General features: G+C 39.3%; 10 protein-coding genes. 6 read left to right on the top strand and 4 right to left on the bottom strand.

Translation table 11 applies throughout. From position 1 onward, the window contains the following. The first annotated feature begins 77 nt into the window (after window positions 1–77). Together HCG49_RS00745 and HCG49_RS00740 are read left to right on the top strand one after the other, a co-directional pair. Window positions 78–1,118, top strand: a complete 1,041-nt coding sequence (locus HCG49_RS00745) for a PLP-dependent cysteine synthase family protein (RefSeq protein WP_168467658.1) — start codon at window positions 78–80, stop codon at window positions 1,116–1,118. A 126-nt stretch (window positions 1,119–1,244) separates the two neighbouring features. Beyond that, window positions 1,245–2,504 carry an aminotransferase class I/II-fold pyridoxal phosphate-dependent enzyme gene (locus HCG49_RS00740; RefSeq protein WP_168467657.1) on the top strand — a complete coding sequence of 420 codons (1,260 nt, stop codon included), beginning with the start codon at window positions 1,245–1,247 and terminating at the stop codon, window positions 2,502–2,504. Between the two features lie 85 nt (window positions 2,505–2,589). Here the strand turns inward: HCG49_RS00740 and HCG49_RS00735 are convergent, their stop codons facing one another. Next, window positions 2,590–3,708 carry a GTP cyclohydrolase gene (locus HCG49_RS00735; protein ID WP_168467656.1) on the bottom strand — a complete coding sequence of 373 codons (1,119 nt, stop codon included), beginning with the start codon at window positions 3,706–3,708 and terminating at the stop codon, window positions 2,590–2,592. Window positions 3,709–3,805: 97 nt separating this feature from the next. Continuing rightward, window positions 3,806–4,816, bottom strand: coding sequence for a transporter (locus HCG49_RS00730; RefSeq protein ID WP_168467655.1), 1,011 nt, complete (start codon window positions 4,814–4,816; stop codon window positions 3,806–3,808). A gap of 86 nt (window positions 4,817–4,902) precedes the next feature. On the opposite strand from HCG49_RS00730, the gene HCG49_RS00725 reads away from it, so the two are divergent. Genes HCG49_RS00725 through HCG49_RS00710 form a run of 4 tightly spaced genes read left to right on the top strand, consistent with a single transcriptional unit; the run spans window position 4,903 to window position 10,360 of the window. After that, on the top strand, window positions 4,903–5,166 hold the full coding sequence (locus HCG49_RS00725) for a DUF4834 family protein (RefSeq protein ID WP_168467654.1): 264 nt from the start codon (window positions 4,903–4,905) through the stop codon (window positions 5,164–5,166). A gap of 21 nt (window positions 5,167–5,187) precedes the next feature. After that, complete coding sequence (locus HCG49_RS00720; protein ID WP_168467653.1) at window positions 5,188–7,620, top strand: YfhO family protein; 2,433 nt, start codon at window positions 5,188–5,190, stop codon at window positions 7,618–7,620. Next, window positions 7,620–8,900, top strand: coding sequence for a glycosyltransferase family 4 protein (locus tag HCG49_RS00715; RefSeq protein WP_168467652.1), 1,281 nt, complete (start codon window positions 7,620–7,622; stop codon window positions 8,898–8,900). Before HCG49_RS00720 ends, HCG49_RS00715 begins: the two co-directional genes overlap by 1 nt. Further along, window positions 8,891–10,360, top strand: coding sequence for a polysaccharide biosynthesis C-terminal domain-containing protein (locus tag HCG49_RS00710; RefSeq protein ID WP_168467651.1), 1,470 nt, complete (start codon window positions 8,891–8,893; stop codon window positions 10,358–10,360). Before HCG49_RS00715 ends, HCG49_RS00710 begins: the two co-directional genes overlap by 10 nt. A 166-nt stretch (window positions 10,361–10,526) precedes the next feature. On the opposite strand, the gene HCG49_RS00705 is transcribed toward HCG49_RS00710, so the two are convergent. Both HCG49_RS00705 and uvrA read right to left on the bottom strand, forming a co-directional pair. Beyond that, a complete protein-coding gene (locus HCG49_RS00705; RefSeq protein ID WP_168467650.1) occupies window positions 10,527–11,786 on the bottom strand; it encodes a hypothetical protein in 1,260 nt (419 codons plus the stop codon). Between the two features lie 363 nt (window positions 11,787–12,149). Then, on the bottom strand, window positions 12,150–14,933 hold the full coding sequence (gene uvrA / locus HCG49_RS00700; RefSeq protein ID WP_168467649.1) for an excinuclease ABC subunit UvrA: 2,784 nt from the start codon (window positions 14,931–14,933) through the stop codon (window positions 12,150–12,152). Between the last annotated feature and the right edge of the window lie 191 nt (window positions 14,934–15,124).

Genomic DNA, 15,124 nt, shown 5'->3' with positions numbered 1-15,124 from the left:
AAAAAAGACTAATTTTGTCCTAGCTATATTGAAGTTTATGTAAAACTCAAGAAGCACAAAAAACCTAGTAATTGTTTATGGAAAATAAGATAGATGCCTATAATAACCTCCTGGAACTTGTAGGAAACACTCCACTTATTAAGCTAAATAAAATCGCTTCAGCCTTTAAAGGTAATTTCTTCGCCAAGGTAGAGGCATTTAATCCCGGACACTCCTCTAAAGATAGAATAGCCCTTCATATTATTGAAGAGGCAGAACGTAGGGGAATTCTAAAAGAAGGAAGTACCATTATAGAAACGACCTCGGGGAATACTGGTTTTAGTATTGCCATGATTAGTATCATAAAAGGGTACGACTGTATTTTGGCCGTCAGTTCAAAATCATCAAAGGACAAAATAGATATGTTAAGATCTATGGGGGCGCAAGTGTATGTTTGCCCTGCCCATGTCAGTGCAGATGATCCTAGGTCGTATTATGAGGTAGCGAAGAGACTTCATCAAGAAACAGAAGGTTCTATTTATATCAACCAGTATTTTAACGACTTAAATACCGATGCCCATTATAAGAGTACCGGTCCGGAAATTTGGAAACAAACCAATGGCCATATTACCCATTTGATTGCTTGTAGCGGTACTGGGGGTACTATTTCGGGAACAGCAAAATATTTAAAAGAACAAAATCCAGATGTTAGGGTTATTGGCGTTGATGCTTTTGGTTCGGTATTGAAAAAATATCACGAAACAAAAGAGCTCGATCCTAATGAAATTTATCCCTACCGTATAGAAGGCTTAGGGAAAAATTTAATTCCAACCGCGACCATTTTCGAGGTAATTGACGAGTTTGTTAAGGTGACCGATGAAGAAAGTGCCCATATGGCAAGAAACATATCGCGAACCGAAGGCATATTTGCCGGGTACACAAGTGGTGCCGTAATGCAAGCAGTAAAGCAACTTGACGCATTAGGCGAGTTTGATGAAAATAGCAATGTAGTTGTTATATTCCCCGATCATGGTTCCCGATATATGAGTAAGATATACAGCGACCAGTGGATGGGCGATCAAGGTTTTTTTGACAGTAAAAATGTTGAAGAGCCTAAAAAGATAGAATTTGTAAAGTGAAAAGTTTAAAAGCATTCTAAAGCTGTAAAAGCAACGGTTTAATATACCGTTGCTTTTATGTATTAAATAAGTTGTGAATGCTTATTAAAAATATATACTTTTGTAATCATAACCAATGTAGGCTAGATGAGAGATTTATTTGAAAGAATTATTGAAAATAAAGGTCCATTAGGAAAATGGGCATCCCAAGCAGAAGGGTATTTTGTATTCCCTAAATTAGAAGGTCCGATTTCTAATAGGATGAAGTTCCAAGGAAAAGAAGTTATTACTTGGAGTATTAATGATTATTTAGGACTTGCCAATTTGCCAGAAGTGAAAAAGGTAGATGGCGACGCGGCCCTAGAGTACGGTGCTGCCTTCCCAATGGGAGCAAGGATGATGAGTGGTCATACAGAATTCCATGAGCAATTGGAGCAAGAATTGGCCGATTTCGTTCAGAAAGAATCAGCATATTTGTTAAACTTTGGATATCAAGGAATGGTTTCTGCCATTGATGCTTTGGTTTCTAAAGACGATATCATCGTATACGATGTAGATTCTCATGCTTGTATTATTGATGGTGTGCGTTTGCATATGGGGAAACGTTTTACCTTTAAGCACAATGACATTGAAAGCCTTGAGAAAAACCTAGAACGTGCCGTTAAAATGGCCGAGCAGACCGGAGGTGGTATCTTGGTGATCTCCGAAGGGGTTTTTGGAATGAGAGGAGAGCAAGGTAAACTAAAAGAGATTGTTGCTCTAAAAGAAAAATACAACTTCAGATTATTTGTAGATGACGCTCATGGTTTTGGTACCTTAGGGGCTACAGGAGCAGGTGCAGGTGAAGAGCAGGGTATTCAGGACGGTATCGATGTATACTTCGCTACCTTTGCTAAATCTATGGCCGGAATCGGTGCTTTTTTAGCTGCTGATAAGGAAATTATAGATTACCTGAAATATAACTTGCGTTCTCAGATGTTTGCTAAGTCATTACCAATGATTTATGTAAAAGGAGCATTAAAGCGTTTGGATATGTTACGTACACAGCCAGAGCTTAAAGCTAAACTTTGGGAAAATGTAAATGCCCTGCAAAACGGACTTAAAGAAAGAGGTTTTGATATCGGAACGACCTCTAGTTGTGTTACGCCTGTTTATCTTAACGGTAGTATTCCAGAAGCAATGGCCTTGGTAAAAGACCTAAGGGAAAACTTTGGTATATTCTGCTCTATTGTAGTATATCCTGTTATTCCAAAAGGATTGATCTTGCTTAGAATGATTCCTACTGCAACGCATACCTTGGTAGATGTTTCGGAAACATTGGAGGCTTTCTCTGTGATTAGAGAGCGTTTGCAAAATGGAACTTATAAAAGATTATCTGCCGCAGTAAGTGCTGCAATGGGAGAATAAACTTTTATAGTACAATAGTTAAAAGCCCACTCATGAATCCATGAGTGGGCTTTTTAGATTTAAATGGTCTGTATTGGGTTTGTGATTACAAATCCTTGCGATAAGTACTTCTTCTTTTATATATTTTTGGATCAAAATGCTTCCATAATTGACGAATTGCTACATTGTCGGCCAATTCTGGGGTTCTAATACAGGTTTCAATTCCTTTTTTTGAAAAAGTTTCATGGTACTGGTTGAAAATAACAGCGGTAACCCCCTTGTTTTGGTATTCTGGGTGTACCCCAATTAAATAGAAAAGTACTTCCTTGCTTTTTTTCTTCGCCCATAGTAGGTGAAAAAGACCAAAGGGGAACAATTTTCCCTTGGCTTTTTGCAGGGCAGTAGAAAAGGAAGGCATCACAATTCCAAAGGCGATCAGCTTATCGTCCTTGTCAACAACAAATTTTATGTATTCTGGATTAATAAAACTGATGTACTTCTTTTTAAAGTACTCTTTCTGGATATCGGTGATCGGAACAAAGGAAGATAGTTTGGCGTAGCTCTCGTTGAAAAGATCGAACATTTCATCGGCCATGGTCATAACTTCTTCCGTTTTGGTGAAATTAAGCTCTTTAACGCCGTATCTTTTCTTTACCAACAGATTGGCCTTTTCAAAGAAAATAGGATCGGCATTGGCAAAAGGAAATTTGTTTTCTACATATTCTTTTTCCACGGTAAAACCAAGACGCTCTATATGCTGTACGTAATAAGGGTAGTTGTACCAGGTAATCATAGAGCCAATATGGTCGTACCCTTCGGTTAGGACACCAACCTTGTCCATGTTGGAGAATCCAACCGGACCTTCCATATAGCTGAGCTGGTGTTTTTGCCCAATCTCGGAGACCTTTTGTAAAAGGGCCTCGCTAACTTCTGTGTCATCTATAAAATCGAACCAGCCAAAACGCATCTTTTTAACCTTTTGTTGGTTAATCTCTATATGGTTCACAATGGCGGCAACCCTTCCTACAATTTTATTGTTTTTATAGGCTAAAAAGAACCACGCATCGGCATCTTTGAAAACCGGATTTTTATCCTTGTCAAAGGATGCTAATTCGTCAGCGATGATTGGGGGAACCCAATAAGGGGAATCTTTATAGAGGGAAAATGGAAATTTTACGAATTCTTTTAATTCTGATTTTGTTGTAGCTTCTTTTAAGGTAACCATACGATTGTGTTTGTATGGTTCAATATTAGGGATATTAATTTATAGAAAAAACAGAAAAGTTATTTTGTTCCTGCAAAAGGCTTAAATTTTGGTGTCATTAGAAGTCAATTTCCCCCTTGTTTTTCTTGGTGTTTTTTTTATCGTTTTTCTGCTGCTTTTTGCCCTTCTTTTTCATGCTGTTCTTCTTTATAGGGCCGCCCTCTACATCGGAGATCGGAGTTTCTTTATATTGGTGCATATCTAACCTGTAAGACATTCCCAAGGCCCCGAATATTCTGCTAGGAGTGCTTTTAAAACTAGCGCCAAAATTAATATCGGCCTGTAGGTTGTTTGTAATTAAATGGGCGACACCGCTCCTGAATAAAATATCGGAATACAGCTCTCCCTTGATTCCTTGGTTTTCTATGAATACACTCCATTTAGGGTCTCTGAAAGAATGGGACAAGGATACGGAATAATTCCATTCCTCAAAATCGGTCCCTATTTTATCATAGGCAATATTGGAAATTAGAACAAACCTAGGCGTTATTCTGCTTTGGGTGGCGATCATAACTCTTGGCGATGCGATGGGGGCGTTTTTATAGTAAGGGTTATCGCCAAATACAAAATTAGCGCCGGCATAAATACTGATCGCTGGAAGTAGGTTCTTTAACTTAAATTTATTGTTGGCTTTCCAGCTGAAAAGGTTGGGCTTGTTCCTTTCTTCGTTTTTAAAGGGGTCGTAGAGTAAATATTTTAACCCAAACCTGTTTCTGTAAAAGTCGGTATTCTTATTGGTGACACCAGTGTTTATATCTAGCTTGTCCTGATTGTTAAAGATGCCTTCGTAGTTAATTTCTAGGCGTTCCCAAAGCAGCCCATAACGTAGGGATAGGTCTACTCCGAAAATATCCGATTCTGTAAGTAGTCGAGAATGATCTTGCTGCTCAAAAGAAAGTCCCGCTTCGGCCTGTAAAACATTTCTTCCAATAGCATAGGCACTCACCGATTCGCCTGGGCGATTAGAATTGATGACATCGGTATATTGGGAAAAGCTTAGCGTATAGGAAAAAATAAATCCCAAGAGAACGATCCTTTTAAAGTATTTAATTTTAGAAAGGTATGCCATGGATGCTATTTTATTATTATTTTATGACTTTAGCACCAAAAATACAACGATAGAATTGTATTTTTGGGTTTAAATTTATTAATAATATGGGTTTCTTAAGAACGATATTAATTATACTATTAGTATACTATTTGCTTAAAATTCTAGCAAAATGGCTTGGGCCAATACTATTGCGATATGCTGCTAAAAAAACACAGGATCATTTTAATAAAAAATTTGGAGGTTATACTCAACAAAATAACTATACCGAAGAACAAAATGGAGAGATCATCATAGAGAAAAAGAACTCCAAAAAAACGAAGCCCTCAAAAAAAGTCGGAGAATATATAGATTTTGAGGAAATTGAATAACCCTTTACCATAAAACCAGCCATGAGGAACGGTCTTAAAGCCTTTTTTACCCATTTTTTTGTTCTTGTATTTTTTATAATTGCCGCACTAGCTTATTTTTATCCTGTTTTACAGGGGAAGGTCATTCAGCAGTCTGATATTGTTCAGTTTACCGGAATGGCCAAAGAGCAGATAGACTTCCGGAAAGCTACCGGAGAGGAACCCTATTGGACGAATAGTGCCTTTGGGGGTATGCCTACCTATCAATTAGGGGCCTATTATCCGCACGACTACGTTAAAAAACTCGATAGGGTCATCCGTTTTTTACCACGCCCGGCAGATTACCTATTTTTATATTTTATAGGTTTCTACATTTTGCTTTGTTGTTTAAAAGTAGACTACAAACTAGCAGTATTGGGAGCCCTTACCTTTGGTTTTTCTACCTATTTGATTATTATTTTAGGAGTAGGGCATAATGCGAAGGCACATGCTATTGGGTATTTCCCAATGTTGCTGGGAGGAATCGTACTTGTTTTTAGAAAAAAATATTTATGGGGGTTTATTCTTACGGCCGTAGCCATGGCATTGGAAGTAGGTGCCAACCATTATCAAATGACATTTTATTTTATGTTGTTGGTGCTGATTTTGGGAGCGGTATACCTTGTCGATGCTATTAAAAAACAGACTCTTAAACATTTTGGAATCGCTGTTGGGATATTAGTAGGAGCGGTCATTTTAGGAGTGGCGGCAAACGCCACCAGTTTAATGGCTACCAAGGAATATGCCGATTGGAGTACCAGAGGTGCCTCTGAATTAACCATAACCCCCAACGGAACACCCAAAGAAAATAAATCGGGACTAGACAGGGAATATATTACTCAGTACAGTTACGGGATTTCGGAATCCTTGAATTTGTTCGTTCCGAGACTTTTTGGTGGGTCTGGGAATGAGAATTTAGGGGCAGATTCTAAGACCTATGCTTTTTTGACCGAAAATGGGATCCCAAGAACAAAAGCCTTGGAATTTGCCAGTGGCTTACCGCTGTATTGGGGAGAGCAGCCTATTGTTGCTGCTCCTGCATATATAGGAGCTATTGTAATTTTCCTTTTTGTACTCGGGTTGTTTTTGGTGCAAGGAAAATCTAAATGGTGGCTCGTAGGAGGAACAGTAATGTCCCTTGTACTGTCTTGGGGGAAGAACTTTGGAGCACTGACCGATTTTATGATCGATTATTTTCCGCTATACAATAAATTTAGAGCTGTTTCTTCCATTCAAGTAATATTAGAGTTGTGTGTGCCAATTATGGCCATGTTAACCTTAGTGGCGTTATTTAATACCGCTATTGCAACTTCTAAAAAAATAAAGGACTTAAAAATCGCCCTTATTATAACCTTAGGAGTGGGCGGGCTGTTATTGCTTGTCAAGGGAATGTTTAATTTTGAAGGGCCCAGCGACGAGATGTACCGACAATATTACGGAGACGATATAGTGTCCTTGATAAAGGCCGATCGTAAGGCGGTATACTCCCAGGACATTTTTAGATCGATCACCTATGTGGCTTTGGCGGCCTTGGTTATTTGGTTCTTTATAAAAGATAAGATCAAACAACATTGGGCCATTTTGGCCATAGGGGTTTTAATCGTTTTTGATTTGGTAGGCGTTGCCAAGAGATATGTAGACAAGGACGATTTTGTTGCCCAAAGAAGAATGACAGCACCTTTTCAAGAGACTGCTTTGGAAAAGGAATTGAGTAAGGACACTACCGTTTTTAGGGTGTTTGATCCTTCCGAGGGGTTAAATGGGGCAAGAACCTCTTATTTTAATCAATCTATTGGAGGCTATCATGCGGCAAAACCAGCCGGAATCCAAGACCTGTTCGATTATCAGATCGCAAAAAATAATATTGGGATCCTAAACATGCTTAATGTAAAATATGTCATCCAGGAAGAAGAAGGACAAAAGTATCCGGCACTGAATCCAGATGCCAATGGCAATGCTTGGTTTGTAAAGGAACTTGTACCCGTAAAATCTGCCGATGAAGAAATATCCACTTTGGGTGGGTTGGACCTCAAAGAAAAGGCTGTGGTAAATACCCAAAAGTTCGAGCAGCTTACGACCTTTACTTATAAAAAAGATTCTACAGCGAGTATTGAACTCGTAGAATATAAGCCCAATTATCTTAAATATATCGCTAATAACGAACATGAGGGAATCGCTGTGTTTTCGGAGATGTACTATGCCAATGGATGGAATGCCTATATAGATGGGGAACTAAAAGATCATTTTGAGGTAAATTATGTACTTAGAGCCCTGGCAATACCCGCCGGAAAACACCTCGTAGAATTTAAATTTGAACCTGAAGTCGTAAAAACAGGAGGAAAGATTACCATGGCCGTGTCCATATTGATTGGACTTATCATACTAATGGGGTTAGGGTATAGCTATAAGAAGCGCCAGAACAAAACAGTGTCTTAATGCAGAAGGTTCTCATAATTACCTATTATTGGCCCCCAGCAGGAGGACCAGGGGTTCAGCGATGGTTAAAATTTGTAAAGTATCTTAGGGATTTTAATATAGAACCGGTATTGTATGTGCCTAAAAATCCCCATTACCCCATGACCGATGAATCTTTTGTAGACGAGGTACCAGAGGGAATAAAAATGTATCGCCATCCAATATTTGAACCCTATGGGCTTGCTAGTATTTTTTCATCAAAAAAGACGGCCCAAATCAGTGCCGGAATCATAACGACAAAAAATCAGACCCTCCTAGAAAAAGCCTTGTTGTGGGTGCGGGGCAATTTATTTATTCCGGATGCCAGAAAATTTTGGGTAAAACCTTCTGTGAAGTTTTTAGCAGAAGTGCTTCAAAAAGAAAACATCGAAACCATTATTACTACGGGCCCACCACACAGTGTACACCTTATTGGGCATGGCTTAAAAAAACGTCATTCTATAAATTGGCTGGCCGATTTTAGAGACCCTTGGACATCTATAGGGTATCACGAAAAGTTAAAACTCAGTCGCGTTTCAAGAAAAAAACACGAATATCTAGAGAATTTGGTATTGAACGGGGCCGATAAAATTTTGGTTACTAGCCATACGACCAAAAACGAATTTTCGGTCATTACCAATAAACCCATTGAAGTCATTACTAACGGTTTTGATACCAAGGAGGATGTACCGGTACCCTTAGACGAATCTTTTACCATTTCGCATATAGGCTCCTTGCTTTCTGGCCGTAATCCGGCTAGTTTATGGAAGGCCCTGGCCGAACTGATTGATGAGAATGGAAGTTTTAAAGAAAGCTTTACATTGCAATTGGCAGGGGTTGTCAGTGAAGATGTCCTAGAGAGTGTATATGGTGCTGGTCTAAAGCCTTATACCGAGCTCTTAGGGTATGTTTCTCATGAAGAAGCTTTGCGTTTTCAAAAAAAATCGCAAGTACTGTTATTGGTCGAGATCGATTCTGAGGAAACAAAAGGAATTATTCCCGGCAAGGTTTTCGAATATATGGCGGCCAAAAGGCCTATCTTGGGAATTGGTCCTAAGGGATGGGAAGTAGGACAGATCGTAGCCAATACCCATACCGGTAAAACCTTTGAATATCAAGAAAAAGAGCTTATAAAAAAACAGCTGTTAGAATGGTTTATGGCCTATAAAACGAAGGAGCTAATACTGCCATCGGCCAATATAGGACAATACCATAGAAGGGAGTTGACCAGAAAATTGTCCAAATATTTACAATGGGAATAGTTTTAAAGCAATCCTTGAGCAATACCCTGATCACCTACTTTGGATTTGCCATTGGGGGAATAAATCTACTGTTTCTATATACGCGTTTTTTAAGCGATGAATACTTTGGATTGGTCAACGTTATTTTATCGGCTTCAGCAGTGATAATGCCTGTGCTGGCATTTGGGGTTCCCAATGCCTTGGTGAAATACTATGCTGGATTCCAAGCCCGTCAAAAAACCGACGGTTTTTTAAGCTTAATGCTACTATTGCCACTTTTATTAGTAGTGCCTATTGGTGTGCTATCCTATATTGCCAATGAGGCTATAGGGCTGTTTTTGTCCAGGGAGAATCCGATCGTAAAAGGGTACGTTTGGCATATATTTATCGTGGGGGTGGCTATGGCTTATTTTGAAGTCTACTATGCCTGGGCCAAAGTGCGTATGAAATCTGTTTTTGGCAATTTCATGAAAGAGGTTTTTAGTAGGATAGGGGTGACGGTGCTTTTGATGTTGGTGTATTGGAACCTTATTTCTGTGCCTCAATTTCTAAATGCCTTGGTTGGTCTTTATGTGCTACGGACCGTGGTTATGAAGCTGTACGCGCTTCGACTGCAACAGCTACGACTAAATTTTAATTTCCCTAAAAACACCCCTGAAATCATTAGCTATAGTGCCTTGATTATATTGGGAGGATCGGCAGCCATCGTCCTGTTGGAGGTAGATAAGGTGATGATCAATCAGTTCATTGCCATAGAAAATGTAGCTTATTATAGTGTGGCAGGGTATATTGCCACGGTGATAGCTGTTCCGTCTAGGTCCATGCACAATATAACCTATCCGTTGACCGCAGAAATTCTACATAAACAAGACCACCAAGCCTTAAAAAGTTTATATAGGAAAAGCTCACTGACACTTTTTATAGTATCGGGACTTTTGTTTCTATTAATAATTTTAAACCTAGATAATTTATTCGATTTACTGCCCGATAGTTATAGAGGGGGCTATATTATTGTTGTCATTATAGGCCTGGCCAAAGTATATGATGCCTTGCTGGGAAACAACAATGCCATTCTGTATAATTCCGATTTTTACAGAACCCTGTTGCTTTTAGGGGTGCTTTTGGCCGTACTCACTATATTGTTGAACCTTTGGTTAATCCCTAAATATGGGTTGGATGGCGCTGCAATTGCTAGTTTTATGGCGTTTTTCATTTATAATAGCATAAAACTGATTTATGTGAAATCTAAATTCCATATTCAGCCTATAACTATAGATACCTTTAAAGTTGTACTGCTTTTAATTGTGGTAGGGGGGCTTTTTCATTTTATACGGCTTCCTTTTCATCCGGTAATTAATATCGCGCTTAAGAGCGCCTTAATAGTGCTCGTGTACGTTATAGCCCTGTACCGGTTTAAAATATCGGAAGATGTGTATAGGATACTGGCCAAGTATATAGAAAAATTAAGGACAAGAATGTAACCTCTTTTCAAGGTAAACCTTTTTCTGCCTTTAAGAGCTCCAGAACAATAAAGTTAGTAGTTTCATTATCCGAATTTATGTAAAGGAACTTTTTGGAATCAAAAAAAATAGCCCTGTTGCAAAAATTTCACAACAGGGCTATACAACCAACTAACCTAAAACTAACTTAATTTCCTCTTACATTTCCAGTTCTTGATGTATTTGAACCGGATACATTACTTCTTACCCTTCCAGACGATTCCCTATCAGAAGACCTTCTCGAAGCAGTTCTTGAGCTCGCTTTTGATCTTTCAGAAGGAGCGTCCTTACGGATTTTTTCATGTCTATTTTTTGTAGCACTAGTATTCCTAGTTACATTTCTTTGCGGCTGATTATAAACCTCCTTTTTAGTCGATGTTCTAGTACTGACCCTGGTAGAGCGCGAAGCCCTAGAGCTGTTGTTGCGATCTTGGTAACCTGGATCTGTACCTTTACTTCTTGTAGTGGTCACTTCCTTTTTGGTTACCGATCTATGGGTTCTAGACCTGTCCCCAGCATCCCTATAGTTTCTATGACCATTATTGTTTTTGTACGAATCCCTGTCTTTAGAGTCTCTATTTCTATCATGGTTCACCTGAACAGCATTAGATCTCGAAGAAGAGTTTCTATAATGATTCCGATCGTTATATTGCTGTACAGTCCTGTTAGACCTCGACGCAGGGGTGGTTCTATACCCATGGTCCCTAACAGCTACTCTTTTGTCATTTCTATAAATTTTTTCTTTTTTGTGTTTTTTAGGGTGGTATTTATAATGCTTGCCAACATGCACATGTGCTCTCCTTGGGTTATAGTGGTATGGTCTGTAATAGCTGTATCTTACCGGCTCGTAGTACCTTCTATAAGGTCTATTGTATACCATGTGGAAACCTACCGCTGGGCGTGCAAAATAATTGTGGAACGGTCTGTAAACATAATGCCTGTTATACACATTTATATAGCCTCTGTGGTGACTAAAATATCCTCTATGGTCGTAGTAAACATGTAGCCCACCAACTCTAGAAACCCTAGAATTTCTGTATCGGATATCGACATTCCCTATTTGGGATACCCTACCGTAATAATCGTAGTAAATAGGTACGTTTTCAATTTGTAAAATCGCCCCGTAATCGTCGTATTGAACATAGGGGTCATAGTTGTAACCACTGTTGAAGGTAATGTTCGTACGTCCAAAGTTTACATTGGCATTTATACCACCAACACGGTCATCTATATAAAAATCGAACTCCCCATCAGGGTATACGGAAAAAGTAATGCCGCTTTCAACAAATATAAAAGAGTTTTGATTTCTATATGCATCGCTTATCGTTGCCTTATCTTCAGGAGAAGTCGCAAAGGTAGGGGCAGTACCTAAAATTAGCGCAGTAACAAGTAGTAGTAAATTTCTCATATCATAAGGTTTTAATTCAGAATGCTACTATTGACATTCGATTAGAACTATACAAACAACATGCCAAAAACGGTACTAAACAAAAAAGCGCTGATACAAAAGAGGGGGATTTAAAGAGTATTGGATTGCGAAAACAATGGTGTTATTCTTGTAAGTAATTGTAGTGCAGTTTTTTATGGCTTGGGCGTTCCCTCCTTCGTCGGTCGGGCACTTGGCTGTATCCCTTGCTGCGCTGCGGGGATGCCGCCGCGGTCCCTAACGCAAAAAAACAGGGTAGTAGTGAAGTTTATTGTTTTTTCACCATGTTTATAGCCGAGGAACACCTAGGTTTTAGCGGATCAAAGAAGCAAACAGGCCTAAAGCCTAAGCTTTTAGCTTTGGCCTTAGGTAGGTTGCTGTATAGGAGGTTTTATTTTTGGCGACTTCTTCCGGAGTTCCCTGTGCAATAAGATCGCCCCCTTTATCCCCGCCTTGCAATCCGAGATCGATAATATAATCGGCACATTTTATAAGATCTATATTGTGTTCTATAACGGTTATGGAATGGCCTTTTTCTATGAGGGCGTTAAAGGATTTTAGTAATTTTTTAATATCGTGGAAATGTAAGCCCGTGGTAGGTTCGTCAAAAATAAACAAGGCTTTATCGGCCGTATTCCCTTTTACCAAAAAGGAAGCTAGCTTTATACGTTGTGCTTCGCCACCGGAAAGGGTAGAAGAGGACTGTCCTAGGGTAACATAGCCCAGGCCAACATCTTGTAGGGGTTTTAATTTGCCTACTATTTTGTTCTGTTTGTTTTTTTCAAAAAATTCAACGGCATCGTCTATGGTCATAGAAAGGACATCGTCTATGTTGGCTTCATGGAATTTTACTTCAAGGACTTCTTTTTTGAATCGTTTTCCTGAACAGGTCTCGCATTCCAAGTACACATCGGCCATGAACTGCATCTCCACGGTGATTTCACCATCGCCCTTACATTTCTCGCAGCGGCCCCCGTCTACATTAAAAGAAAAGTGTTTTGGTTGATAGCCTCTTAATTGACTTAATTTTTGGTTGGCGAAAAGATTCCTAATATCATCATAGGCCTTTATATAGGTAACCGGATTAGATCGAGAGGACCTGCCTATTGGGTTTTGGTCTACAAACTCTATATGTTTTATATCCTTATAATTACCTTCTACGGAAGTGAACTGACCTGATTTTTCGCCATATCCGCCAATTTCCTTCAGGATAATCGGGTATAATAGTTTTTTCACCAGGGTACTTTTACCGCTCCCCGACACGCCGGTAATAACCGTTAGCGCATTGAGAGGGAAGGTGACATCGATATTCTTGAGGTTATTTTCCCTGGCTCCCCTTATGGTGATATAATTCTTATAGGCCCTTCTTTGTTTGGGCACCTCAATTTTCTTGCTACCATTTAAATAGGCAGCTGTGAGGGAGTTCGATTGTAGGATTTGATCCATGGTACCATGCGCGACTACTTCCCCGCCATGGGTACCGGCTTTGGGCCCTATATCGATGACTTCATCGGCAGCCCTCATAATGTCTTCATCGTGCTCTACTACAATAACCGTATTGCCTAAATCGCGGAGCGATTTTAGTACTACGATCAAATTTTCGGTATCTTTTGGATGAAGGCCAATACTGGGCTCATCCAAGATATACATAGAACCTACAAGGCTGCTGCCTAGGGAGGTGGCTAAATTAATACGCTGACTCTCGCCTCCGGATAGGGAGTTCGATTTTCTGTTCAAGGTTAAATAGCTTAGGCCTACATTGTTAAGGAACCCTAGTCTACTGTTTATTTCTTGCAGTAGGCGATGGGCTATTTTTTGATCATTTTCATTCAGTTGTATCTCCTTAAAAAATGGAATCAGGTTTTCGATAGGCATTTCAACGAGGTCCGAAATAGATTTTTCACAAACTCTAACATAATCTGTTTCCTTTCGCAACCGTTTTCCCTTACAGCTATTACACTTGGTCTTTCCACGGTAACGAGATAGCATCACCCTGTTTTGGATTTTATAGTTTTTTTCCTCTAAAATCTCAAAAAACTCGGTTAAGCCCGTAAAATGGCTGTTGCCGTCCCACACTAATTGTCTTTGGGCTTCGCTTAGTTGGTACCAAGGTTTGTGAATGGGGAAGTCAAATTTATAGGCCGCATTAACCAGTTGATCCCTATAGGCGCCCATACTTTCTCCTTTCCAGGGGAAAATAGCATTTTCATATACGGACAAGGCTGTATTGGGAACCACCAAATCTTCGTCTATACCTACGATATCCCCATAGCCTTCACAGTTAGGGCAGGCTCCGTAGGGATTGTTAAAGCTAAACAAATGAACATTGGGCTCTAAGAACTGCATGCCGTCCAATTCAAATTTATTGCTAAAATGGGTGTTGTTTCCCGAAGCTAATTCCTGAATGATGCATTCGCCCTTGCCTTCGAAAAAGGCCGTGTCAATAGCATTGGCCAGACGATTGAAAAAATCTTCATCGTTTTTGAAGATAATCCTGTCTATGACCAACTGAAACTCACGATCTATTTCTTCAATATCATCATCTATTCGGAGAACCTCGCCCTTGTAAAATATTCTGGCATATCCTTGTTTGGAGAATAGTTGAAGGGATTTTATTGGGTCTCTGTCTTTACTGATAGTTATAGGGGCAAGCAATAATAACTTGGTGCCTTCCTCAAAGGACTTAATGTGCTCTACAACATCGGTAACCGTATGTTTTTTTACTTCTTCTCCGGATACGGGCGAAATGGTGCGCCCGATACGGGCAAAGAGCAATTTTAAATAATCATATATTTCCGTAGTGGTGCCTACGGTAGATCTAGGGTTGGTAGAATTTACCTTTTGTTCTATGGCTATGGCCGGGGCTATTCCCTTAATATAATCGACCTTGGGCTTGTCTAGTTTGCCTAAAAACTGTCGCGCATAGGAAGATAAACTCTCTACATATCTTCTCTGTCCCTCTGCATATAAGGTGTCAAAGGCCAAACTCGATTTTCCAGATCCCGACAAACCAGTGATCACCACTAATTTGTTTCTAGGAATTACGACATCTATATTTTTTAAATTATGGAGCTTTGCTCCTTTAATTATAATGTTTTCCCTTGGATTTATATCTTTAATTGAAGCCATATGCCTATTTAAGAAAGCAAAGATACAATATGTGTTTTTATAAAATGCCAGCAGTCATAATACAATTAAAATGCTATTGTTTATGACAATCTTTTAGGGGAAACCCGAATTTTTTATATATTTGGGTCAAATCCTAGTACCAACGACCTATAGACCTGAAATTACTTTTTTAAAAAATAATGGAATTGCCA

It is taken from the genome of Arenibacter sp. 6A1, from assembly GCF_012272855.1.
Classification (GTDB): domain Bacteria; phylum Bacteroidota; class Bacteroidia; order Flavobacteriales; family Flavobacteriaceae; genus Arenibacter.
Note: the sequence above shows the minus strand (reverse complement) of the source record. Positions and strands in the feature narration are given on the sequence as shown.